The 23,215-nt window shown below is 69.7% G+C and carries 22 protein-coding genes and 4 tRNA genes; 20 read left to right on the top strand and 6 right to left on the bottom strand.

The window, feature by feature from the left end; genetic code table 11:
* The first annotated feature begins 25 nt into the window (after positions 1-25).
* The 7 genes from BN1187_RS08650 to dxs all read left to right on the top strand — a co-directional run bounded on the left by BN1187_RS08650 (position 26) and on the right by dxs (position 9,244).
* On the top strand, positions 26-2,059 hold the full coding sequence (locus tag BN1187_RS08650) for an APC family permease (protein ID WP_040160886.1): 2,034 nt from the start codon (positions 26-28) through the stop codon (positions 2,057-2,059).
* A complete protein-coding gene (locus tag BN1187_RS08645) occupies positions 2,052-3,188 on the top strand; it encodes a class I SAM-dependent RNA methyltransferase (protein ID WP_040160883.1) in 1,137 nt (378 codons plus the stop codon). Before BN1187_RS08650 ends, BN1187_RS08645 begins: the two co-directional genes overlap by 8 nt.
* Positions 3,189-3,201: 13 nt before the next feature.
* Entirely contained in the window at positions 3,202-3,384 is a 183-nt protein-coding gene (locus tag BN1187_RS08640) for a DUF6767 domain-containing protein (protein ID WP_040160881.1), read from the top strand.
* Between the two features lie 105 nt (positions 3,385-3,489).
* Positions 3,490-6,309, top strand: a complete 2,820-nt coding sequence (locus BN1187_RS08635) for an aconitate hydratase (RefSeq protein WP_040160879.1) — start codon at positions 3,490-3,492, stop codon at positions 6,307-6,309.
* A gap of 18 nt (positions 6,310-6,327) precedes the next feature.
* Positions 6,328-6,792, top strand: a complete 465-nt coding sequence (locus BN1187_RS08630; RefSeq protein WP_040160877.1) for a hypothetical protein — start codon at positions 6,328-6,330, stop codon at positions 6,790-6,792.
* 71 nt (positions 6,793-6,863) lie between these two features.
* Entirely contained in the window at positions 6,864-7,274 is a 411-nt protein-coding gene (locus BN1187_RS08625) for a hypothetical protein (RefSeq protein ID WP_052462530.1), read from the top strand.
* A gap of 47 nt (positions 7,275-7,321) precedes the next feature.
* A complete protein-coding gene (gene dxs, locus BN1187_RS08620) occupies positions 7,322-9,244 on the top strand; it encodes a 1-deoxy-D-xylulose-5-phosphate synthase (protein ID WP_040160875.1) in 1,923 nt (640 codons plus the stop codon).
* A gap of 13 nt (positions 9,245-9,257) precedes the next feature.
* Here the strand turns inward: dxs and BN1187_RS08615 are convergent, their stop codons facing one another.
* Both BN1187_RS08615 and BN1187_RS08610 read right to left on the bottom strand, forming a co-directional pair.
* Complete coding sequence (locus BN1187_RS08615) at positions 9,258-10,541, bottom strand: HRDC domain-containing protein (RefSeq protein WP_052462529.1); 1,284 nt, start codon at positions 10,539-10,541, stop codon at positions 9,258-9,260.
* Positions 10,538-11,116, bottom strand: coding sequence for a DUF3000 domain-containing protein (locus BN1187_RS08610; protein WP_040162736.1), 579 nt, complete (start codon positions 11,114-11,116; stop codon positions 10,538-10,540). Before BN1187_RS08610 ends, BN1187_RS08615 begins: the two co-directional genes overlap by 4 nt.
* Before the next feature lie 247 nt (positions 11,117-11,363).
* Between BN1187_RS08610 and BN1187_RS08605 the strand changes: the two genes are divergently transcribed.
* From BN1187_RS08605 to BN1187_RS08590, 4 genes are read left to right on the top strand one after another with little or no spacing between them, the layout of a single operon-like run.
* Positions 11,364-12,608 (top strand): inorganic phosphate transporter, encoded by a 1,245-nt coding sequence (locus BN1187_RS08605; protein ID WP_040160873.1) that lies wholly within the window; start codon positions 11,364-11,366, stop codon positions 12,606-12,608.
* Positions 12,605-12,895 (top strand): hypothetical protein, encoded by a 291-nt coding sequence (locus BN1187_RS08600; protein WP_040160871.1) that lies wholly within the window; start codon positions 12,605-12,607, stop codon positions 12,893-12,895. Before BN1187_RS08605 ends, BN1187_RS08600 begins: the two co-directional genes overlap by 4 nt.
* A gap of 1 nt (position 12,896) precedes the next feature.
* Positions 12,897-13,217 carry a DUF3349 domain-containing protein gene (locus BN1187_RS08595; RefSeq protein ID WP_040160869.1) on the top strand — a complete coding sequence of 107 codons (321 nt, stop codon included), beginning with the start codon at positions 12,897-12,899 and terminating at the stop codon, positions 13,215-13,217.
* A 26-nt stretch (positions 13,218-13,243) separates the two neighbouring features.
* Positions 13,244-13,564 carry a DUF3349 domain-containing protein gene (locus BN1187_RS08590; protein WP_040160867.1) on the top strand — a complete coding sequence of 107 codons (321 nt, stop codon included), beginning with the start codon at positions 13,244-13,246 and terminating at the stop codon, positions 13,562-13,564.
* A 134-nt stretch (positions 13,565-13,698) separates the two neighbouring features.
* Here BN1187_RS08590 and msrB read toward each other — a convergent pair whose 3' ends face one another.
* Positions 13,699-14,118, bottom strand: a complete 420-nt coding sequence (msrB, locus tag BN1187_RS08585) for a peptide-methionine (R)-S-oxide reductase MsrB (RefSeq protein WP_040160866.1) — start codon at positions 14,116-14,118, stop codon at positions 13,699-13,701.
* Between the two features lie 68 nt (positions 14,119-14,186).
* On the opposite strand from msrB, the gene BN1187_RS08580 reads away from it, so the two are divergent.
* Both BN1187_RS08580 and BN1187_RS08575 read left to right on the top strand, forming a co-directional pair.
* The gene (locus BN1187_RS08580; protein ID WP_040160864.1) at positions 14,187-15,200 is read left to right on the top strand and encodes a DNA polymerase domain-containing protein; all 1,014 of its coding nucleotides are present in this window, start codon (positions 14,187-14,189) and stop codon (positions 15,198-15,200) included.
* Positions 15,201-15,269: 69 nt separating this feature from the next.
* On the top strand, positions 15,270-16,241 hold the full coding sequence (locus tag BN1187_RS08575) for a PPK2 family polyphosphate kinase (RefSeq protein ID WP_082034611.1): 972 nt from the start codon (positions 15,270-15,272) through the stop codon (positions 16,239-16,241).
* 66 nt (positions 16,242-16,307) lie between these two features.
* On the opposite strand, the gene BN1187_RS08570 is transcribed toward BN1187_RS08575, so the two are convergent.
* Positions 16,308-17,108 carry a sirohydrochlorin chelatase gene (locus BN1187_RS08570; RefSeq protein WP_052462528.1) on the bottom strand — a complete coding sequence of 267 codons (801 nt, stop codon included), beginning with the start codon at positions 17,106-17,108 and terminating at the stop codon, positions 16,308-16,310.
* 273 nt (positions 17,109-17,381) lie between these two features.
* On the opposite strand from BN1187_RS08570, the gene BN1187_RS08565 reads away from it, so the two are divergent.
* Together BN1187_RS08565 and BN1187_RS08560 are read left to right on the top strand one after the other, a co-directional pair.
* Positions 17,382-17,831 (top strand): fluoride efflux transporter FluC, encoded by a 450-nt coding sequence (locus BN1187_RS08565; RefSeq protein ID WP_173424974.1) that lies wholly within the window; start codon positions 17,382-17,384, stop codon positions 17,829-17,831.
* On the top strand, positions 17,828-18,205 hold the full coding sequence (locus tag BN1187_RS08560) for a fluoride efflux transporter FluC (RefSeq protein WP_040160862.1): 378 nt from the start codon (positions 17,828-17,830) through the stop codon (positions 18,203-18,205). Before BN1187_RS08565 ends, BN1187_RS08560 begins: the two co-directional genes overlap by 4 nt.
* A 94-nt stretch (positions 18,206-18,299) precedes the next feature.
* Here BN1187_RS08560 and BN1187_RS08555 read toward each other — a convergent pair.
* A tRNA-Val gene (locus BN1187_RS08555) sits at positions 18,300-18,371 on the bottom strand.
* Positions 18,372-18,518: 147 nt separating this feature from the next.
* On the opposite strand from BN1187_RS08555, the gene BN1187_RS08550 reads away from it, so the two are divergent.
* From BN1187_RS08550 to BN1187_RS08540, 3 genes are all read left to right on the top strand, one after another.
* A tRNA-Gly gene (locus BN1187_RS08550) sits at positions 18,519-18,591 on the top strand.
* Between the two features lie 41 nt (positions 18,592-18,632).
* Positions 18,633-18,703 (top strand) — tRNA-Cys (locus BN1187_RS08545).
* Between the two features lies 1 nt (position 18,704).
* Positions 18,705-18,779: transfer RNA gene (locus BN1187_RS08540), tRNA-Val, on the top strand.
* A 47-nt stretch (positions 18,780-18,826) separates the two neighbouring features.
* On the opposite strand, the gene BN1187_RS08535 is transcribed toward BN1187_RS08540, so the two are convergent.
* The gene (locus tag BN1187_RS08535) at positions 18,827-20,503 is read right to left on the bottom strand and encodes an alpha-amylase family protein (RefSeq protein ID WP_040160860.1); all 1,677 of its coding nucleotides are present in this window, start codon (positions 20,501-20,503) and stop codon (positions 18,827-18,829) included.
* 119 nt (positions 20,504-20,622) lie between these two features.
* Here BN1187_RS08535 and thrS point away from each other — a divergent pair, with 119 nt between their 5' ends.
* Together thrS and BN1187_RS08525 are read left to right on the top strand one after the other, a co-directional pair.
* A complete protein-coding gene (gene thrS / locus BN1187_RS08530; protein ID WP_040160857.1) occupies positions 20,623-22,656 on the top strand; it encodes a threonine--tRNA ligase in 2,034 nt (677 codons plus the stop codon).
* On the top strand, positions 22,653-23,213 hold the full coding sequence (locus BN1187_RS08525) for an HIT family protein (RefSeq protein ID WP_218184623.1): 561 nt from the start codon (positions 22,653-22,655) through the stop codon (positions 23,211-23,213). Before thrS ends, BN1187_RS08525 begins: the two co-directional genes overlap by 4 nt.
* Positions 23,214-23,215: the final 2 nt, after the last annotated feature.

Raw genomic sequence — 23,215 nt, 5'->3', positions numbered from 1 at the left:
TCCGGCGTGACTAGAGTGTACCGCCGTGAACCTTGCTGATAGCCTCAAGCGTTTGCTCGTCGGGCGCAAGCTCGCCAGCGCGCAACTGGGGGAGACGCTGCTGCCGAAGCGCATCGCGCTTCCGGTCTTCGCGTCGGACGCGCTGAGTTCGGTGGCCTACGCGCCAGACGAAATCCTCCTCACGCTGAGCCTGGCCGGCCTCGCCGGCTTCGCGTTCTCGTGGCCCATCGCCATCGCCGTCGGTGTCGTGATGGCGGTCGTCGTCCTGTCGTACCGGCAGACGGTGCACGCCTACCCGTCGGGAGGCGGGGATTACGAGGTGGCGACGGTCAACGTCGGCGCCGACGCCGGCCTGGTCGTCGCCAGCGCGCTGCTCGTCGACTACGTGCTGACGGTCGCCGTGTCGGTCTCGTCGGGGGTGCAGAACGCGAAGGCGATGATCCCGCTGATCAGCGGGCACGAGGGCCCGATCGCCGCGGTCGTGATCGTGTTGCTGATGGCGATGAACCTGCGCGGCGTCCGGGAGTCCGGCACCGCGTTCGCGATCCCCACGTACGGCTTCATGGTCGCCGTCCTCGGCATGGTGGCCTGGGGGCTGATCCGCATCTTCGTCCTGGGCGACGAGCTCCGGGCGCCGACGGCCGACCTGGGCGTCGTCGGCGACGATTTCTACTCGACGATGACCGGGTTCGCCCTGGTGGCGCTGCTGGCGCGGGCGTTCTCGTCCGGTTGTGCGGCGCTGACCGGCGTCGAGGCGATCAGCAACGGCGTCCCGGCGTTCAAGGAGCCGAAGAGCCGCAACGCCGCCACCACGCTCGCGCTGCTGGGCGCCGTCGCGCTGAGCATGCTGGGCGGCATCATCGTCCTGGCCAACCTCACCGGCGCCAAGATGATCGACGAGCGGGGCGGCTCGTACTTCACGAAGAACGGCGTCCCCGTCCAGGGCAGCCATGACACGACCATGGGCCAACTCGCCTCGACCGTGTTCGACAGCTTCCCCCCGGGGTTCTACTTCGTCATCACGATGACGATGATCATCCTGATCCTGGCGGCCAACACCGCGTTCAACGGCTTCCCCGTGCTGGGCTCGATCCTCGCGCGCGACGGCTACCTGCCCCGCGCGCTGTACACCCGCGGCGACCGGCTCGCCTTCAGCAACGGCATCATGCTTCTGGCCGGCGCGGCCGCGGTGCTCGTCCTCATCTTCAACGCCAGCGTCACCGCGCTGATCCAGCTGTACGTGGTCGGGGTGTTCGTGTCGTTCACCGTCAGCCAGTTCGGCATGATGCGCCACTGGACGCGCCACCTGCGCACCGAGCGGGACCCGAAGGTGCGCGCGACGATGACCCGCTCGCGCATCATCAACGGCATCGGCCTCACCTGCACCGGGACGGTGCTGATCATCGTCCTCGCCTCGAAGCTGCTCTACGGCGCGTACCTGGCGATCCTGGCGATGGCGGCGCTGTACGTCGTGATGAAGGCGATCCGCCGCCATTACGACAACGTGGCCCGCGAGGTCGCCTTCGATCCGGCCGAGGCGCGCACGCTGCCCAGCCGGGTGCGGTCGGTGATCCTCGTCAACGACATCGACAAGCCGACGATGCGCGCGGTGAACTTCGCCCGCGCCGCGCGGCCCAACACGATCGAGGCCGTCACGGTCGGCATCGACCCGGACGCCGTTCGCCGGATGCGCGCCGAGTGGGAGGAACAGGACCTCGGCGTACCGCTGAAGGTGATCGCGTCGCCCTACCGCGAGGTGGCCGCGCCGTTCCTCAACTACATCCGCGGCATCCGCTCCGGCAACCCGCGCGATGTCGTGTGCGTCTACCTGCCGGAGTACATCGTCGGGCACTGGTGGGAGCGCATGCTCCACAACCAGACCGGGCTGTTCCTCAAGGCGAGGCTCAACCTCATGCCCGGCGTGATGGTGACGGCCGTGCCCTACCTGCTCGCCTCGGGCAAGCACGCCATCGCCCGGGCGAAGCGCAACCCGCCCGCCGGGTGGCGCCGACCCTCGGGACGCGGCTCGGTCCTCCGCGGCACCCACATCGATGAGTGAGGTGACGGCGCGGCCGGGCGACGTCCTGGGGCCGGTGGTCGTCGGCCCCGTCGCGCACGGCGGTCACTGGGTGGCGCGGCTGGACGGCTACGTCTGGTTCGTCCGGCACGCGTTGGAGGGGGAGACCGTCACGCTGCGCGTCCGCGAGGTGGGCAAGCGGTTCGGACGCGCGGACGTCGCGGAGGTTCTTCGGGCCTCGGACGACCGCGTTCCCGCGCCCTGCCCGATCGCCGGCGAGTGCGGCGGCTGCGACTTCCAGCACGTCGCGGTCGGAGCCCAGCGGGAACTGAAGGAGCAGGTCGTGGCCGAGCAGCTCCGCCGCCTCGCGGGCGTGGACGCGCACGTCCCGGTGGAGGCCGCCGACCCGGACGCCCTGGGTTGGCGCCGCCGGATGCGCTACCACCGCGCCGGCGATGCGTGGGGGCTGCGGGCAGCACGTTCGGACACGGTCGTGCCGCTGCCCCCGGGCGGCTGCCGCATCGCGGCGCCCGAGTTGGCCGTGCCACCGTCCGGCGCGCCGCAGGGCGACCAGGTCATCGGGGCGCTGTCGCAGGAGGGCGTCCACTGGGGAGACCTGCGGGACGCGACGGTGCTCCCCGAGCGCGCCGCGCACCGCCGGTGGGACGTCGCGGCGAACGGGTTCTGGCAGGTGCACCCGCAGGCGGCGGACGTCCTCGTGGAGGCCGTGCTCGAGGGGCTGTCCCCGCGTCGGGGCGAAACGGCGGCCGACCTCTATTGCGGGGTCGGGCTGTTCAGCGGGGCCCTCGTCGACGCGGGCGTGGACGTCGTCGGCATCGAGGGCAGCTTGGACGCCGTCGCTCTCGCGCGCCGCAACGTCCCCGAGGCTCGCTTCGTGGCCGGGGCGGTCGAGCGGTCGCTGCGCAAGCTGCCGTCGGATCTCGACCTCGTCGTCCTCGACCCGCCGCGCACCGGGGCGGGGCGGGCGGTCATCCGCGCAGTCCTGGAGCGCGGCCCGCGCGCCATCGCCTATGTCGCCTGCGATCCCGCGGCCCTGGCGCGCGACCTCGCCACGGCGCTGGCGGACGGCTGGCGGGTCCAGGGTCTGCGCGCGTTCGATCTCTTTCCGATGACTCATCACGTCGAGTCGGTAGCGATCCTCGTCAGGTGAGAGAATGGCCCCGATGAGGAAGAGTCTGGTGGAAGCGAAGTGCCCGATCCGGCCGGGGGAGAAGTGCTCCCTGTGCCAGATGGGGGTCAGCGGGCCGCACGACTGCGGGCTGGTCTATCTGGTCATGCACGACGACGAGTTGCGCGAGCTGTACGCAGAGCAGCGGCGTGCGGCGCAACCGTCGCGGACGGACTGACCTGGACAGACCCGCACTCGGGCACGAAGATTCACTGGACGGCATCCCCATGAGTGCTATCTTGATGTCGAGATAGTTCAATACGCACAACCGTCAGGAGAGCGCATGAGCGTCAACAGTTTCGGTGCGAAGTCGACATTGGATGTGTCGGGTACCACCTATGAGATCTACCGACTGGACGCGGTCGAGGGTTCCGACACCCTCCCGTACAGCCTGAAGGTGCTGCTGGAGAACCTGCTTCGCACCGAGGACGGCGCGAACATCACTGCGGATCAGATCAAGGGGCTGGGTGCCTGGAAGGCCGACGCCGATCCGAGTGACGAGATTCAGTTCACCCCCGCGCGCGTGGTGATGCAGGACTTCACCGGCGTGCCCTGCATCGTCGACCTCGCCACGATGCGTGAGGCCATCGGCGACCTGGGCGGCAATCCCGACGAGGTGAACCCGCTGTCGCCGGCCGAACTGGTCATCGACCACTCCGTCATCGTCGACTTCTTCGGCAGCGACGACGCCATGCAGAAGAACATGGAGGTCGAGTACGAGCGCAACGGCGAGCGGTACCAGTTCCTCCGCTGGGGCCAGGGGGCGTTCGAGGACTTCAAGGTCGTCCCGCCGGGCACCGGCATCGTCCACCAGGTCAACATCGAGAACCTGGCCCGCGTGATCTTCCCGCGTGAGGTGGACGGCGTCCTGCAGGCCTACCCCGATACCTGCGTCGGCACCGACTCCCACACCACCATGGTCAACGGCCTCGGCGTCGTCGGCTGGGGCGTCGGCGGCATCGAGGCGGAGGCGGCCATGCTGGGCCAGCCCGTCTCGATGCTCGTCCCGCGCGTCGTGGGCTTCAAGCTGTCGGGCAAGCTGCCCGAGGGCGTCACCGCCACCGACGTGGTGCTGACCATCACCGAGATGCTGCGCGAGCACAAGGTCGTCGGCAAGTTCGTCGAGTTCTACGGCCCGGGCGTCTCCGAGGTGCCGCTGGCCAACCGCGCCACCATCGGCAACATGAGCCCGGAGTACGGCTCCACCATCGCGGTCTTCCCGATCGACGAGAAGACCACCGACTACCTGCGGCTGACCGGCCGCTCCGAGGAGCAGGTGGCGCTCGTCGAGGCCTACGCCAAGGAGCAGGGCCTGTGGCACGACCCCGACCACGAGCCGCGCTACTCCGAGTACATGGAGCTCGACCTGTCCACGGTGGTGCCGAGCATCGCCGGCCCGAAGCGCCCGCAGGACCGCATCTTGCTGAGCGAGTCCAAGGACGCCTTCCGCGAGGTGCTGCCCACCTACGTCTCCGACTCCGACGGCGACCTGCAGGGCTACGATCGCGAGGTCGCCGACACGATGGTCGCGTCCGACCCCACCAGCCCGGACGCCAAGAGCGACGATTCGCCGGCACCCGGCTCGGACAAGTCCGGCGGTGACACCGCCGGTCGTCCGTCGCACAAGGTCGACGTCACGCTGTCGGATGGCACCGAGTTCGACCTCGACCACGGCGCCGTCGCTGTCGCGGCGATCACGTCGTGCACCAACACGTCCAACCCGTCGGTCATGATCGGCGCCGGCCTGGTGGCCAAGAACGCCGTCGAGAAGGGCATCAAGCCCAAGCCGTGGGTGAAGACCTCCCTGGCCCCGGGCTCCAAGGTGGTGACCGACTACTACAACAAGTCCGGCCTGCAGGAGTACCTGGACGAGCTCGGCTTCAACACCGTCGGCTACGGCTGCACCACCTGCATCGGCAACACCGGCCCGCTGATCCCGGAGATCTCCCGGGCGGTCAACGACAACGACCTGGCCGTCACGGCCGTCCTGTCGGGCAACCGCAACTTCGAGGGCCGCATCAGCCCCGACGTGAAGATGAACTACCTGGCCTCCCCGCCGCTGGTGGTGGTCTACGCACTGGCCGGCACGATGGACATCGACCTCGACTCCGAGCCCATCGGCCAGGACGCCGACGGCAACGACGTCTTCATGAAGGACGTCTGGCCGAGCAGCGAGCAGATCGAGGAGATCGTCGGTAGCTCGATCAGCTCCGACATGTTTGAGTCGCGCTACGCCGACGTCTTCGCCGGCGACGACCGGTGGCGTTCGCTGCCGACCCCCGAGGGCAACATCTTCGAGTGGGACGACAACTCCACCTACGTCCGCAAGCCCCCGTACTTCGAGGGCATGCCCGACGAGCCGGAGCCCGTCTCCGACGTCAAGGACGCCCGCGTGCTGCTCAAGCTCGGCGACTCGGTCACGACCGACCACATCAGCCCGGCCGGCAGCATCAAGGCCGACACCCCGGCGGGTCAGTACCTGACCGAGCACGGCGTCGACCGCAAGGACTTCAACAGCTACGGGTCGCGCCGCGGCAACCACGAGGTCATGATCCGCGGCACGTTCGCGAACATCCGGCTGCGCAACCAGGTCGCCCCGGGCACCGAGGGTGGCTACACCCGCGACTTCACCCAGGACGACGCCCCCGTGAGCTTCGTCTACGACGCGGCGCAGAACTACGCCAAGGCCGGGACGCCGCTGGTCATCCTGGCCGGCAAGGAGTACGGCTCCGGGTCGTCGCGTGACTGGGCGGCCAAGGGCACGTCGCTGCTGGGCGTCAAGGTCGTCATCGCCGAGAGCTTCGAGCGCATCCACCGCTCGAACCTGATCGGCATGGGCGTCCTGCCGCTGCAGTTCCCCGAGGGCGAGAGCGCCGATTCGCTGGGCCTGACCGGCGAAGAGGTGTTCGCCGTCGAGGGCGTCACCGAGCTCAACGAGGGCCGCACGCCGAAGACCGTCAAGGTCACCGCGACCAAGGACGGGAGCGAGCCGATCGTGTTCGACGCGGTCGTCCGCATCGACACGCCCGGTGAGGCCGACTACTTCCGCAACGGCGGCATCCTGCAGTACGTGCTGCGCTCGCTGCTGAAGAAGCAGAAGTAGCAGGTAGCCTCGTCGCCGATGAGTGACGAGTTCAGTACCCGGATCCGGGAGTCCCCTGCGGGGGGCTCCCGGATCGGCTTTTCCTATCTCGGTGCGGTCGTGACGGTGGTCGTGGCCGGTCTCGTCTTCGCGGTGCTCAACTCCGTGTTCGACCCGCTCGGGGACGGCGCGGGCGACCCGAATGCGCTCGCCTGGACGATCGTGGGGGTCATGGCCGGGGCCGTCGCCGGCAGCGCGCTGTCCGGATGGGTGCTGCGGCTCGGCTGGGAATGGGCGCTCGTGATGGACGCGGTGGTGCTGTCCGCGCCGCTGTGGACGGCCTGGCTGCCCGGCGCCTGGCTCTGGGCGCCGCTGGTGGTGCTGCCGCTGGTCGCCGCGTTGGCGACGCTGTCGGGGCCGCGCAGGCGCCCGTGGCGTCCGTGGGTGATCGGGCTGGCCTGTGCCGCGGTGATCGCCGCGGCCGTCGTGGTCACGTTCGGCTGACCGGACGGTGCGTGCTTGCTGGGGGGCGCCCCGCGTCCTAGAATCGAACAGACGTTCGAGAAGGGGCAAGCATGACGACCACCACGAGACGTTTCGAAGCCGACGCGCAGCCGACCACCATCTACGTGCCGCCGGGCTGGCCGGCCGAGGTGCGGCCGCCGGGCGCCCCCGACTGGGAGGCCACGGCGACGGCGTTCCTGCTGGACTGCTGCCCGGCCGACTACCGCCAGTACCCGGTGCTGCGGCGGCACCCGGTGGTGCTGGCGCAGTTCGCGGCTCAGTGCGTCGAGGCCCAGGTGGGCGCTTGCGCGGCCGGGCTGTCCGAGGTGCGGGTGAAGCTCGGTGACCTGATCGCGGCGGAGGTTCTGGAGGCCGCGACGCTGGCCTGGCACGAGCAGGATGCGGTGCTGCGCCGGCGGCGCCGCGAGGTCGCGCTGGTGGAGGAGGCGCTGCGCGGGCGGCACTTCGTTCGCAAGCTGTGAGTCAGGTCGGGCAGGCTGTCGACGGCCGAATGGCTAGAATCGTCCGCATGTCTTTGTTGGAGAGGGTCAAGGGGCCCCGCGATCTGCGCGGGCTGAGTTCGCGCGAGCTCGGTCAGCTGGCCGACGAGATCCGGACCTTCCTGATCAGCTCGGTCAGCCGCACGGGCGGGCATCTGGGGCCCAACTTGGGCGTGGTCGAGTTGACGATCGCGCTGCACCGGGTGTTCGACTCGCCGCACGATCCGATCATCTTCGACACCGGGCACCAAAGCTACGTCCACAAGATCCTCACCGGCCGCCAGGACGACTTCGTCAACCTCCGCCAAAAGGACGGCCTGTCGGGCTATCCGTCCCGGGCCGAGTCGGAGCATGACTGGGTGGAGAACAGTCACGCGTCCACCGCGCTGTCGTGGGCGTCCGGCCTGGCCAAGGCTTTCGAGCTGCGTGGGGAGGACCGCACGGTGGTCGCGGTCGTGGGCGATGGCGCCCTCACCGGCGGCATGGCCTGGGAGGCGCTCAACAACATCTCGGTGGAGCACGGGCTGAAGCTCATCATCGTCGTCAACGACAACGGGCGCTCCTACACCCCGACGGCGGGCGGCCTGGCACTGCACCTGCAGGAGTTGCGCACCGACTGGCGCTACGAGAAGACCCTCGACATGATCAAGCGGGGCGTGAAGTCGGCGCCGGTGCTGGGCGGCCCCATCTACGATCTGATGCACGGCTTCAAGCGCGGCGTGAAGGACGTCATCGTCCCGACAGACCTGTTCGCCGATCTCGGCATCAAGTACCTCGGGCCGATCCCCGGCCACGACATCGGCCAGTTGGAGCGCGCGTTCGACGCCGCCAAGCACTTCGACGGCCCGGTGATCGTCCACACCATCACGGAAAAGGGCAAGGGCTTCGACGCCGCCGAGCGCAACGACGAGGACCGCTTCCACGCCGTCGGCCGCATCGACGGCGTGACGGGTCAGCCCATGGGCGTGAGCCCGCGGCGCACGTGGACGCAGGCTTTCTCCGACTTCATGGTGGAGCTCGGGGACGAGAATCCCGCGCTCGTCGCCATCACCGCGGCGATGCTGTATCCGACCGGCCTGCACGCGTTCGCCGAGGCGCACCCCGACCGGGTCTTCGACGTCGGCATCGCCGAACAGCACGCCACCACCTTCGCCGCCGGCCTGGCCCGGGGCGGGTTGCACCCGGTCTTCGCCGTTTACGCGACGTTCCTCAACCGCGCCTTCGACCAACTTCTCATGGACGTGGCCCTGCACCGGCTCGGCGTGACGTTCGTCCTCGACCGCGCCGGCGTCACCGGCCCGGACGGACCCAGCCACAACGGCATGTGGGACCATTCGCTGGCCGCGATCGTTCCCGGGCTGCGCCTGGCGGCCCCGCGTGACGAGGAGCGCCTCGCGGACGCCTTGCGTGAGGCGGTGGCGGTCGACGACGCGCCGACGGTCATCAGGTTCAGCAAGGAGTCGCTGCCCGAGCCGCTGCCCGCCGTCGGCAGGCACGGCTCCGTCGACATCCTCACCGACGCGATCGACCCGACGGTCCTGCTCGTCGGCTACGGGCAGTTCGCTGCCCTCGCCGTCCAGGTCGCCGACCGGGTCGCCGCGCAGGGCATCCCGGTGCGGGTCGCGGACCCGCTGTGGGCGCTGCCGATCAGCGACGATCTCGTTTCGCTGTGCGCCGAGCACGACGTCGTCGTCACGCTGGAGGACTGCGGCGTCGCGGGCGGCGTGGGCGCCCAGCTCACGCGGACGCTCGAGCAGCGCGGAGTTGCCTGTCGGGTCCACCAGGTCGGCATCCCTCAGGAGTTCCTCGACCAGGGGTCCCGCAAGGAGATCCTCGCCGACCTCGGCCTCACCGCGCAGGCATTGGCGCGCGCGGTGGTCGAGCTCTCCGTCCGTGGCGAGGACGCCGCCGCGCAGACCGAACGCTCCGGCACGAAGGATGTCCAGGCCTGAACCAGATCGATGCTCAGCCCAGGCCGCGGGCGATGGTCTCGGTGACCAACTCGCGCTGCCAGGGCCGCGCGTCGCGTTCGGCGAGGTAGGCATCCACCGCGGCGCGGGAGTGGTCCGCCGGCGGCTCCCAGCAGATCCGTCGCAGAGTGTCGGGGGAGAGCAGGTTCTCCGTCGGGAGCGCTAGCTTCTCAGCGAGGGCGACGATCTGCGGGCGGATGCGGTTCCAGCGCGCGTGCGCCTCGGGGTTCCGGTTGGCCCACGTGCGCGGCGGGGGCGGCCCGTCGGGGACGCGGTGGGAGACCGGCAGGTCGTCGCCGCTCAGGGCGGCGGCCCGGTCGATCGCGCCGACCCAGGCCGCGTGATAGCGGCCGGCGATGCGCCAGTTGAAGCCGCGCACCGAACGCAGTTCGCGGGCGTCGAGTGTGCGTTTGGCGGGGGTGATGCGCCGCGCGACCTCCACGATGGCGGCGTCGCCCAGGACGCGTCCGGGCGCCCGGTCGAGGCTCGCGGCGATCTGATCGCGGGTCTGCCACAGCTCGCGGACGGTGGCCAGCGCCACCCGGCTGCGGATGTCGTGGATACCGGAGGTGCGGCGCCAGGGGTCTTCGCGCCGGACGGGCGCGTCGGAGGCGTGCGCGGCCAGCCAGGCGAACTCCTGGCGCGCCCATTCGTCCTTGCCGGCGGCCCGGAGCTGTTCGGCCGCCCAGGCGCGCAGGTCGCCGAGCAGTTCGACGTCCAGGGCCGCGTAGTTGAGCCAGTCCGTCGGCAGGGGCCGTTGCGACCAGTCGGCGGCGGAGTGCTCCTTCGCGAGCGTCTTGCCCAGCCCCGTCTCGGTGAGCACGCTGAGGGAGACGCGGGGAAGGCCGAGGAGGCGTCCGGCCAGCTCGGTGTCGAACAGGCGATCGGGAACCAGGCCGACCTCGGCGAGGCACCCCAGGTCTTGGGTGGCGGCGTGGATGATCCACTCGGCGTCGGCGACAGCGTCGCGCAGGTCCCGCAGGTCGGCGCGTTCGCGTCCGTCCTCGAGCGCGACCGGGTCGAGGAGGACGGTGCCCGTCCCGTTGCGGCGCAGCTGGATCAGGTAGGCCTTGGCGGAATACCGGAAGCTTTGCGCCCGCTCGGTGTCGACGGCCAGCGGGCCGGTGCCGGCGGCCAGGGCGTCCACCGCGGCACGGTAGGCGGCCGGCGTGTCGACGACCGGCGGGACGCCGTCGGCGGGCGCCGCGACGAGCACGGGCTCGGGCGCCGCGTCCTCGCCGGACCCGGTGCTCGGCGTGGCGTCGTCGGGACCGTTCATCGGCGTCCGGGCACGTTGCGGTGAGGCATGGGGATCACGCCCTCGGGGAGGAACGGCAGCCCCGCGACCATGCACAACAGGTCCTGCCAGGCCTGCGCGTGCCGGGTGAGGTCGGCGGCGTCGTCCACGATCGGCGTCCAGGACGCCCGGATCTCCACCTCCGCGCGCTGCGGCTCGTCCTCCATCGACCCGAACGACTGCGACCAGACCGCCGTGACCGTCCCGGAGGGGCTCGTGTAGGCGGCGCGGTGCCGCTCGAGGGCGTCCAACAGCCAGGTCCAGCCCACCTCGGCCAGCAGGGGATCGGTGACCATCTCGGCGTCCACCTCGGCCCGCGCGTACGTCACGCAGCGGAAGGTGCCGTCCCAGGCGGGGTTGCCGGCGGGGTCGTGCAGCAGCACCAGGCGGCCGTTGCCGAGTTCCTCCTCGCCCACCTCGATGTCGGCGGCGATCGCCGCGGTGTGGGGCGCGATCCGCTGCGGCGCAGGGATCTCCTCGATCACCAGCTCGGGGCGCCACGCCGTCGACAGCATCGCTGCCACGGCGTCATCGAAGAGCCTCGAAGTCGGGTTCATGCGGGCGGTCACCTGAACAGCCTAACCAGACCGCCCGCGCCGGCGAGCAGGCGCGCCGAGCACGACGTTGCGCGGGGCAGCGGACCGAACCGCGCCACGGCGAGGGCGGGGTCGCCGTGACGGCGCGTATGCCCCCGGCGGCCCCCGGGTGATGGTCCGCGCGTCACCGAATGTTCACGTTGGTGAGCGGTAGGCGTTCACCTGGACGGGTAGGCAGATGTCTTTTGCAAGGGGGATGATTCTCGCCGTGACACTCGAATTGTTACTTCTCGCTCTGGTGATCCTCACCGCGATCACCTTCGACTTCACCAACGGATTCCATGACACGGCGAACGCGATGGCGACGTCCATCGCGACGGGCGCGCTGAAGCCCAAGACCGCCGTCACCCTCTCAGCGGCGCTCAACCTGATCGGCGCTTTCCTGTCCGTGGAGGTGGCGCTCACCGTCACCAATGCGGTGGTCCACATTCAGGACAGCAGCGGCGCGCCCAAGCCCGAATTTCTCGCCAACCACGGCCACGTTCTGCTGTTGATCGTCTTTTGTGGGCTCATCGGCGGCGTCGTCTGGAACCTGCTGACGTGGCTGCTGGGCCTTCCGTCCAGCTCCTCGCACGCCCTGTTCGGCGGCCTGATCGGGGCCACGATCGCCGGCCTGGGTTTCAGCGGCGTCAACTGGGCCGGCGACGGCAGCAAGCTCGACGGCGTCCTCGGCAAGGTCATCCTGCCGGCGTTCGCCTCCCCGTTCGTCGCCGCCATCGTCGCGACGATCGGCACCTGGCTCATCTATCGCATCACCGCCGGGGTCGCCGAACGGTACAAGGAGTCGGGTTTCCGCTGGGGCCAGATCGGCACCGCGTCGCTGGTCTCGCTCGCGCACGGCACGAACGACGCCCAGAAGACGATGGGCGTCATCACCCTCGCCCTCATCGCCTACGGCGTCTGGACCGACACGACTCAGGTGCCGACGTGGGTGAAGATCGCCTGCGCCCTGGCCATCGCGCTCGGCACCTACACCGGCGGCTGGCGCATCATCCGCACCCTGGGCAAGGGCCTGGTCGAGATCGAGAGCCCGCAGGGGATGGCCGCTGAGGCGTCCAGCGCCGCGGTGATCCTCACCTCGAGCCACCTGGGCTTCGCGCTGTCCACCACGCACGTGGCGACCGGTTCCATCCTCGGCACCGGCCTGGGCAAGCGCGGCGCCGAGGTGCGGTGGGGCGTCGCCCTGCGCATGGTCGCGGCCTGGCTCATCACCCTGCCCGCCGCGGCGATCGTCGGCGGCGTGATGTACCTCATCGCCAACACGCTCGGCGGCTACCTCGGCGCGATCGTCGTCTTCGCGATCCTGGTGGGCCTGATGAGCTTCTTCGTGATGCGGTCGCGTCGCAAGCCCGTCCACTCCGGGAACGTGAACGCCGACTGGGACGCCGACAGCAACGCCCCGGCCGCCGCTGCCCCGGCGGCCGGCTCTGAGATGAAGGAGACCCTGTCATGATGCAGCTGTTCCTCACCGCGATCGGCCAGGTGCTGCTCATCGGCGTCCTGATCGGCGCGGGTCTGCCGGCGATCTTCGCGTTCGGCATCCGCTTCCTCGCCTACGGCGCCGGCGGCGACGCCGAGGTCTCGCACGAGAAGCCCCACCCGCTCGGCACCGTTCTGGGCTACCTGTGCATCGCGATCGTGCTCGCGGTCATCCTTCTCGGCATCGCCATCATCGTGTCGTCGGGCTTCGGGTACCACGTCTCGTTCGAACACATCATTCCGACGTTCAAGAAGGGCTGACATGACGGAGCCACGCGAAAACCTGTTGAAGCGCATGCTGAGCTGGTTGCGGGCCGGCTACCCCCAGGGGATCCCGCAGCAGGACTACATCGCCCTGTTCGGCATCCTGCACCGGGACCTCACCGACCACGAGGTCGACGCGATCGCCAAGGCGCTACGGGACGGCCCCGCCGGCCTGGACGGGGAGATCAGTTCCGAAGAGATCTCCCGGATGATCCAGCAGACCGTCCACCAGCGCGCTGACGAGGAGGACGTTCGTCGCGTCGCCGGCCGTCTCGCCGAGGGGGGCTGGCCTCTGGCGCCGATCGGCGAGGGTGTCTAGGCTCACCCGAAACGATCGGAGAACTCATGTTTGCACCCCTGGAACGCCTCGTCGCGTGGTTCAAGGCCGGATACCCCGCGGGGATCCCCGAAGAGGACGTCCTGCCGGTCATGGCGCTGCTGCGCCGGCGGCTGAGTGACCAGGAAGTGCAGCAGGTCGGTGAGGAGCTCGAGCGCAAGGGACTGCTGCCCATGCGACCGCTCGACGTGGGGGCGGCCTACCTCAAGCGGACCGACCAGGTCCCCAGCCCGGAGGAACTCGCCCGGGTGGGACAACGCCTCGACGAGGCCGGGTGGCCGCTCCACGACGCGCGGTGGCCGGATGACGGTCCGCCGATCGTCGGCTGACGCGGAACGCCCCTGGCGCCCTCGTCACGACTGCCCGCGACTCCCAGGAGTCGCGGGCAGTCTGTGCTTCACAGTTCCGAGTCCGGCGGTTCGGCGGGGCAGCCCTCGCTCACTTCTTCTCGCGCGCGCCCGGCTCAGCTCGCTTGGTGCACCAGCGCGATGGAGTTGATGCAGTATCGCTGGTCGGTGGGCGTGGGGTAGCCCTCACCCTCGAAGACGTGGCCCAGGTGAGAGTCGCACGTCGCGCAGCGCACCTCGATGCGCGTGGGACCTGGCAGCGAGTCGTCGCGCAGGTAGCGGATCTTGTCGTTGTCGGTGGGCGCGTAGAACGACGGCCAGCCGCAGTGCGAGGAGAACTTCTCCTCGCTCGTGAACAGCACCTCGCCACACGCCTTGCAGGCGTAGGTGCCGGGCGTCGTGGTGTCGGTGTACTCACCGACGAAGGGCGGCTCCGTGCCGGCGTCGCGGAGCACGTGGTACTCCGCCGGGTTCAGTTGGGCACGCCACTCGTCAGGGGTCTTGATCACCTTGGGGACGAAAGTTCGTTCGCTCATGTCTCCTCCTCCGGATGCCCAGCCTACCCGCGGTGACGCGGGCCACCCGTGCCCGTAGGCTTCCCCCCATGGCGACACCCGCGACCACGCTCGACGTCGACGGCCGCGAAGTGCGGCTCTCCTCGCCCGACAAGGTGTACTTCCCGGCGCTCGGGCTGACGAAGCGCGATCTCGCCGACTATGTGCTGTCGGTCGGCCCCGGCGTCCTGGCCGGGGTGCGCGACCGGCCCACCACGATGGAGCGCTGGCCCGGGGGTGTCGACGGCGACGAATCCTTCTACCAGAAGCGCCTCCCGAAGGCCGTGCCCGAGTGGGTGGGCCGGTCAACGATCACGTTCCCTTCGGGCCGCAAGGCGGAGACCGTCTGCCCTCAGGACCTGGCCACCGTGCTGTGGATGCTCAACCTCGGCACGCTCCGCTTCCACCCCTGGCCGGTACGCGGCGGGGCGACCGACCTGGTGGACGAGCTGCGCCTCGACCTCGACCCTCAGCCGGGCACCGGCTTCGCAGACGCGGTGGAGGCGGCGCTGGCGCTGCGCGAGATCCTCGCGGAGCTCGGCCTGACCGGGTTCTGCAAGACGAGCGGCGGCCGGGGCGTCCACGTTTTCGCCCGGGTGGAGCCCACCCACTTCATCGACGCGCGACACGCCGCCATCGCGATCGGCCGCGAGCTCGCGCGCCGCCTTCCCGACCTGGTGACCGTGAACTGGTGGAAGGAGGAGCGCGGCGAGCGCATCTTCGTGGATTTCAACCAGATGGCCCGCGACCGGCTGATGACGTCGGCGTATTCGATCCGCCCGGTGGAGAAGGCGCTGGTCTCGACGCCGCTGACCTGGGACGAGCTCCCGGACGCCGACCCCGAGGACTTCACCGTGCCGAGCGTGCCGAAGCGGTTCGCCGAGGTGGGCGACCCGTGGGCGGGGCTCGCCGACGCTGAGCCTGCATCGCTGGCGCCGGCGCTCGCCTGGTACGACCGAGACGCCGAGTCCGGCGAGGGGGAGATGCCCTACCCACCTGACTACCCGAAGATGCCCGGCGAGCCGCCCCGCGTCCAGCCGAGCCGGGCGAAGCGCGACGGGTAGGCCGTCCCATCCCGCCGCCCGGCGGCGCGTCGAGCGGCGCGCGGGCCCGGCGTCCGTCACACTGCCGCAATGGCGAAGAAGAGCAAGAAGAAGGCCAAGGACGCCGAGCGGGTCGCGGCGAAGGCCGTCAAGCCGGGCAAGGCCGCTAAGGATGCGGGGACCGCGACGAAGGGCAAGGGCTCCGAAGGGCCGACCGCCCCGCGCCTCTCGGAGATCCTTCGCGCGCCGCTGGCCCCGTTCGACGTCCGCGACCTCGACACCGACGCCGCCCCGGGCTTTCCAGGCTCCGGCAAGGCGGACGCCCCGGCGTTCAAGGAGGCGCTGGAGCCGGTGCTGTCCGACCTGCAGGAGCGGCTCTACGCGGCCGGACGCGCAGATCCGACGACCGCGCCGCGCGTCCTGCTGATCCTGCAGGGCATGGACACCTCCGGCAAGGGCGGCGTGATCCGACACACGGTCGGCATGGTCGACCCGCAGGGCATTCAACTGACGTCGTTCAAGTCGCCCACCAAGGAGGAGCTGCGCCATCCGTTCCTGTGGCGCATCCGCAACGCGCTGCCCGATCCCGGCATGCTCGGTGTCTTCGACCGTTCGCAGTACGAGGACGTCTTGATCGTCCGCGTCAACGAGCTGGTCCCGCGGGCGACCTGGTCGCGCCGCTACGCGACGATCAACAATTTCGAGAAGTCTCTGGCGGACCAGGGCTACGTCATCATCAAGTGCTTCCTGCATGTCTCGGCGGACGAGCAGAAAGAGCGGCTCGCAAAGCGGCTGGACAACCCCGACAAGCACTGGAAGTACAACCCCGGCGACCTCGACACGCGCGCGAACTGGGAGGCGTACGCCGACGCCTACAACGACATGCTCGCCAAGTGCAATCCCGAGCACGCGCCCTGGTACATCATCCCGGCGGACAAGAAGTGGTACCGCAACTGGGCAGTCGCCGAGCTGCTGCGGGAGAAGCTCGCCGATCTCGGCCTGGGCTGGCCGGAGGCGGACTTCGACGTGGCGGCGGAGAAGGCGCGGCTCGCCGAGCTCTGAGAACCGGCCGGCCGCGACGCGGCCGGGCGTCCGTGGCGGGACGCCCGGCCGCGCGGGTCGGGTGGATCAGGCGCTGAACGCGTCGAGGAAGAACTCGGTCTCCTCGAGGCGGGCGTCCTCGTGGGCGTAGTCGAGCAGGTCCATCGCCGCGAAGGCGTAGCGCGCCAGCACCAGGTCGGTGACTTCGCGGGACGCGCCCATCGGTTCGGAGACCGCGACGACGCCGCTGCGCAGGGCCAGTTCGGCCTGCACGTTGAACAGGTGCCCGGACGCCAGGAAGAACGATCCGACGGCCAGGTGGCGCCGGCCCTGCGCGCGCAGCCCCTGGACGGCCTGGGCGACGGACGGCCCGGTGCCGTCGGCGACGGCGGTGAGACAGGGGAGCCGATGGTGGGTCGACCACTGCCGCGCGCGACGGGCCAGCAGCGCGGAGCCGCGCACGTCGCCCGTACTGGCGGAGCTGAGGATCAGCCCATCGAGTTCGAGGGCACGGGCGCGGTGCAGCGCCAGGCGCAGGCGCTCGTCCAGGATGTTCAGCAGGCTGAGCTCGGGCCCGATCGGGCGGGACGCGACGAACGCGGCGTCCGGGTACGCGGCGCGCATGTGCGCCACCATCGTCGACACCTCGGGGTCGGCCTCGATGGCGTGGGTCAACTCGAGCGGGACGAACACGATCTCGCGGACGCCGTCGGAGAGGAGCTGCTCGACGACCTGGCGCACGCTGGGGGCCGAATGACCGAGGAAGGCGCCCGCAACGTGGATGGCGGGACGCAGCTTGGTGAGACCCTGGCACAGTGCATGGGTGACCTGCACGACGTGCGGGTCACTGCTGCCGTGCGAAACCATCACGAGCGCGGGTGCTGTCATGGGCCATGCCTTCCCTGATCGCATTTGCTGGAAGACGGCCCCGTTGCCGCGGTGTTAAGTGAATCTTCGTCGTTACGGACCCGTGATGCAACTATTGGTTTCATCTGGTGAGATGCGCGTCCAAAGAGTGGGCGCCTCGTCCTCGCAACACCCTAGGCCCCATCCGGCCCGCGGGGAGGTATCCGCCGCCTTGCTTGACGCGTGTCGGGGCGAGAAGGGAGGGCCGGTCTCCGGCACGGTCGGGTGCAAGGATAAGCCCTCGGAAGGAGCCCGATGACCGACCCCACCCGAGCCATCGACGCCGAATCGGCCCGGCGTCCGCTGCACCTGCGTCCGTCGGCCGTCGCGATCGTCTTCGTGGGCGGCACTCTCGGTACCGCCGTCCGCGAGGCGCTGAGCCTGGCGCTCCCGGACAGGGGGTCGGTGCCCTGGACGATCCTCGGCATCAACGTCGCAGGGGCCTTCGCCCTTGGGCTGTTGCTGGAGTCGCTGTCCCTGGGCGGGCCCGATCGGGGCGGACGCCGTTTCGTCCGCCTCATCGCCGGGACCGGCTTCCTCGGCGGCTTCACCACCTACAGCGCGCTCGCGGTGGGGATGGCGAAGCTGGCCACCGACGGATTGACCGGTATCGCGGTCGGCTACGGTCTCGGCACGGTGGTTGCGGGCCTTGTCGCGGCGGCGGCGGGCGTCGCGATCGCTCGCGCGGTGCGGGGTCGGCGATGACGTGGCCGTTGTTCTGCCTGATCGCGCTGGCCGGGGGTCTGGGGGCGGTCTGCCGGCTGGTGCTGGACGGTGTGGTCCGGTCGGTGTCGTCCGACCTCCCGTGGGGGACCGCGGTGATCAACCTGGCCGGTTCGTTCCTGCTGGGGCTCGTCACCGGTCTCGTGGGCTCGCACGTGCTGCCGGACGCTTGGCAGCACGTCGCGGGAACGGGGTTCCTCGGCGGGTTCACCACGTTCTCGACCGCCTGCGTGGACGCCGTGCGGCTCCTCGCGGATCGGCGCCGTCGCGCCGCGGTGGGCTACGCGCTCGGCGTCCTCGCCGGCGGGGCGGCGGTGGCCGGGATCGGTCTGGGGCTCGGGACGGCCGCGGCGTGACCGCTCGCCGATCACGCGAACGCAGGCCTCGCGCGAGGGAACAAGGGACGCAGCGGCGCGCAGAGGCGGGCCGGACTGAGCGGGAAGGATGCGGTGGGCGTAACTGGGTTCGAACCAGTGACCTCTTCGGTGTGAACGAAGCGCGCTACCACTGCGCCATACGCCCGCGAGGGACCACACTAGCAAACGGGCACGGGGTTGAGCCAAATCGGCCGCCGGCGCCTCGGACGGCAGGCTCAGTTTGTGTTTGGCGGACGGACTTGGCTATGGTGTTCCACGCACCTCAACGGGGTCACCCCGGTGAGAGAGGCATGCGGACGTGGCTCAGCTGGTAGAGCATCACCTTGCCAAGGTGAGGGTCGCGGGTTCGAATCCCGTCGTCCGCTCGGAGTAGGTCTCGGTGCCACTCAGCGAGGCTGCTTCATCTGGTGGAGTGGCCGAGAGGCGAGGCAACGGACTGCAAATCCGTGTACGCAGGTTCAAATCCTGTCTCCACCTCGGGCGGCTGGCGCAGCGGTAGCGCGCTTCCCTGACACGGAAGAGGTCACTGGTTCGATCCCAGTGTCGCCCACCACGAGGAACCCCCGGCTGATATGGCCGGGGGTTCTTTCGCGTCCGCTATCAGGGCAGCAGCGGCTCGCCGCGCTGCAGCCGCAGCCAGCGGTGGTCGTAGGCGTCCAGGGGCAGGGTCGCGTGACCGCGCCCGTCCAAGGGGATCCGGCCGTCGGAGAACAGGTCGACCAGCACCGTGTCGGCGAAGTCCCGGCCGAGATCCAGCTCGAGTTCGCAGCCCTCGGCGGCGAAGTTGTGGATCGCGTACACCGCGGTCTCCGGCAGCGCGCACGAGTGGACGAGCACGTTCGTCAGCGGCTGCTCGATCACCTCGAACTCGCCCCAGCCCAGCTCGGGGCAGCTGCGGTACCGGCTGATGAGCGTCGCCATGAAGTGCCACAGCGAGTCCCGATCGCGGCGCTGGTCGGCCACGTTCACGTGCCGGGCGTCCAGGGGCCCCTCGACGGTGGGCTGGATGAGCCGGCCGGGCGCGACGTCGGAGAAGCCGCCGTTCTTGCCGTCCGTCCACTGCATCGGGACGCGGACGGCCATGCGGCCGTCCTGGCTCGTGTCCTCGCCCAGGCCGATCTCCTCGCCGTAATAGATGGTCGGCGTCCCCGGGAGGGAGAACAGCAGGCTGTAGGCCATCTTGAGCCGGCGCGGGTCGTTGCCCAGCATCGTCGGGAGGCGCAGGGTGAGGCCGCGATCGTAGATCTGCACGTCGGGATCGGGCCCGAAAGCGTCGAACACCTCCTGACGTTGGGCGTCGGTCAGCTTGTCGAGGGTCAGCTCGTCGTGGTTGCGCAGGAACGTCGCCCACTGGCAGGTGGGGTGGATCGCCGGGCGGGTCTGGAGAGCCTTCGCGAGCGGGCGGGCATCCTGCCGGGCGAGCGACAGGTAGGTGTTCTGCATCGTGATGAAGTCGAACATCATCGTGAGTTCGTCGCCGGCGTCCCCGCCGAAGTACCGGCGCTGGTCGGCGTGCGGGACGTTCACCTCGCCGAGGAGGATCGCGTCGCCCCGGCGGCGGTTCAGGAACCCGCGGAACTCCTTCAGAAGATCGTGCGGGTCGGCGGGCACCGACGGGTTCTTCGACGCGGTATCGACGTCCTCGAAGACGAACGGCACCGCGTCCACCCGGAAGCCATCCAGTCCCAGTTGGAGCCAGAAGTCCATCACCCGCAGTAATTCCTCGCGAACCACCTGGTTGCCCCAGTTCAAGTCCGGCTGGTGGGAGTAGAAGTGGTGCAGGTAGTACTCGCCGGTGCGGTCGTCGTAGGCCCAGATGCTGTCCTCCTTGTCGGGGAAGACGACCTCGTCGGAGGTGTCCGGCGGGGTGTCGGAGCGCCACACGTAGTAGTCGCGGTACGGGCTGTTCTTGCTGCGTCGCGCCGACTTGAACCACGGATGCTGATCGGACGTGTGGTTGATGACCAGGTCGGCGATCACGCGCAGACCCCGGTCGTGGGCCATCCGGATGACCTCGACGACGCGGCCGTGGTCGCCCAGGCGCCCGTCGACGCCGTAGAAGTCGGTGATGTCGTAGCCGTCGTCTCTGTCGGGGGTGGGGTAGAAGGGCATCAGCCACAGGCAGGTCACGCCCAACTCGGCCAGGTAGTCGATGCGCCGGGCCAGGCCCGCCAGGTCGCCCACCCCGTCATTGTTGTGGTCGAGGTAGGTCTCGATGTCGAGGCAGTACAGCACCGCGTTCTTCCACCAGCGGTCGGCGGTGTCGGTGATGCGCATGTCGGTTCTCCTTGAGCTCCCGCAGGACGCCCTCAGCGTGTCACGCCCGCCGTCCACGCCGACACCCGCTCGGGTTTACGGCAGAATGGGCGAGTCGTCTGATCGAAAGGAACACTGCGTTGTCTGTCTCCATCACCCTGGTGCGCCCCGATTCGCGCGAGCAGAAGGTGGTCGAGACCGGCACTACCGGGCTCGACCTGTTCGGCGACGACCGCAGCATCGTCGCGATGCGCGTCGACGGGGAGATCAAGGACTTGGCGACCGAGATCCCCGAGGGCGCCGACGTCGAGCCGATCACGATCGGCGAGCCCGACGGGCTCTACATCCTGCGGCACTCGGCCGCGCACGTCGCCGCGCAGGCGCTGCAGGGCCGCTTCCCGGAGGCGAAGCTCGGCATCGGGCCGCCCATCACGGACGGCTTCTACTACGACTTCCAGACCGAGCCGCTCACGCCCGAGGACCTGAAGGGCCTCGAAAAGGACATGGCCCGCATCGTCAAGGAGCGGCAGCGGTTCGTCCGGCGTGCCGTCGCCGACGACGACGCGCGCGAGGAGTTGGCGTCCGAGCCGTTCAAGCTCGAGTTGATCGGGCTGAAGGGCAACTCCGGCGACACGGAGGGGGCGTCCGTCGAGGTGGGCCACGGCGAGCTGACGATCTACGACAACGTCCGTCGCGACGGCTCGGTGGCCTGGAAAGACCTGTGCCGCGGCCCGCACGTCCCGCACACCGGCTACCTCGGCAACGGCTTCTCGCTGACGCGCACCTCGGCCGCCTACTGGCGCGGCGACCAGCGCAACCCGCAGCTGCAGCGCCTCTACGGCACCGCGTGGGCGTCCAAGGACGACCTGCAGGCCTACAAGACCCGGCTGGAGGAGGCCGCCAAGCGCGACCACCGCAAGCTCGGCGCCGAGCTCGACCTGTTCAGCTTCCACGACATCGTCGGACCCGGGCTGCCGCTGTTCCACCCGCGCGGCGGCGTCATCAAGCGCGAGATGGAGGACTACGTCCGTCGACGCCACATCGAAGAGGGCTTCTCGTACGTCGGGACGCCGCACATCGCCAAGGAAGACCTCTTCTACACGTCGGGCCACCTGCCCTACTACGCCGACGGCATGTTCCCGCCGCTGCTCGAGGACGACGTCCGCGACGAGCACGGCATGGTGCTCAAGAAGGGCCAGGCGTACCGCCTCAAGGCGATGAACTGCCCGATGCACAACCTCATCTTCGCCTCGCGCGGGCGCTCCTACCGCGAGCTGCCGATCCGGCTGTTCGAGTTCGGCACGGTGTATCGCGACGAGAAGTCCGGCGTCGTGCAGGGCCTCACCCGCGTCCGCTCGATCACCCAGGACGACTCGCACAGCTACGTCACCAAGGAGCAGGCTCCCGACGAGGTGCGGCACCTGCTGCGGTTCATCCTGTCGCTGCTGACCGACTTCGGCCTGACCGAGGTGGCGCTCGAGGTGTCGACGCGCGACACCGACGGCAAGAAGAAGGACAAGTTCATCGGCTCCGACGAGCAGTGGGAGGAGGCGACGGCCATCCTGCAGGCCATCGCCGACGAGTCCGGCCTGCCGGTCGTCCCCGACCCGGGTGGTGCCGCGTACTACGGCCCGAAGATCTCGATCCAGGCCAAGGATGCCATCGGCCGCACCTGGCAGATGTCGACGATCCAGTACGACTTCAACCAGCCGGAGCGGTTCGGCCTGGAGTACGCCGCCGCCGACGGCACCCGGCAGCAGCCGGTGATGATCCACTCGGCCAAGTTCGGGTCCATCGAGCGGTTCATGGGCGTGCTCATCGAGCACTACGCGGGGGCGTTCCCCGTGTGGCTGAGCCCGGTGCAGGTGCTGGGTGTGCCGGTCGCCGACACGTTCGGGCCGTACCTGGACGGCGTCGCCGAGAAGCTGCGCGCCCAGGGCATCCGCGTCGAGGTGGACCACTCCGACGACCGGTTCGCCAAGAAGATCCGCAACGCGTTCAAGGAGAAGGTGCCCTTCACGCTCATCGTGGGCGGGGAGGACGCCGAGGCCGGGGCCGTGTCGTTCCGGTACCGGGACGGCTCCCAGCGCAACGGCGTCCCGGTCGACGAGGCGATCGCCGACATCGTCGACTGGGCGCGCAGCCGGCGTAACGACAGCCCGAAGGCGGAGTGATGAGCGAGCACGAGATCGAGTTCGACCAGCAGTTGGCCGGCGTCCCGGACGCCCTCCAGCGACTGTGGACGCCGCACCGCATGGTCTACATCGGCGGCGAGAACAAGCCGGGGGACTCCTCCGAAGGCGAGTGCCCGTTCTGCCGGTCCCCGAAGCGGGACGACGCCGAGGCGCTCATCGTCCACCGCGGCGAGCTGTGTTACGTGGTGCTCAACCTGTACCCGTACAACCCCGGCCACCTGCTGGTATGCCCGTATCGACATGTGTCGCTCTACACCGACTTGAACGACGACGAGCGCGAGGAGTTCGGCGTTCTGACCCAGACGGCCATGCGGGTCATCGCCGACGTGTCGCACCCGGACGGCTTCAACATCGGCATGAACCAGGGCGCGGTCGCCGGCGCCGGCATCGCCGCGCACCTGCACCAGCACGTCGTGCCGCGCTGGGGCGGGGACGCGAACTTCCTGCCGGTCGTCGGCCGCACCAAGGCCCTCCCGCAGTTGCTCGCCGACACACGCGCGCTGTTGGCCGAGGGCTGGCAGCGACACTCGGACTGAGG

The sequence above is a fragment of the Nigerium massiliense genome (genome assembly GCF_000826085.1).
In the GTDB taxonomy this organism is placed as follows: domain Bacteria; phylum Actinomycetota; class Actinomycetes; order Propionibacteriales; family Propionibacteriaceae; genus Propioniciclava; species Propioniciclava massiliense.
The sequence above is the reverse complement of the archived record's forward strand: the minus strand, read 5'-3'. Positions and strand labels throughout refer to the sequence as shown.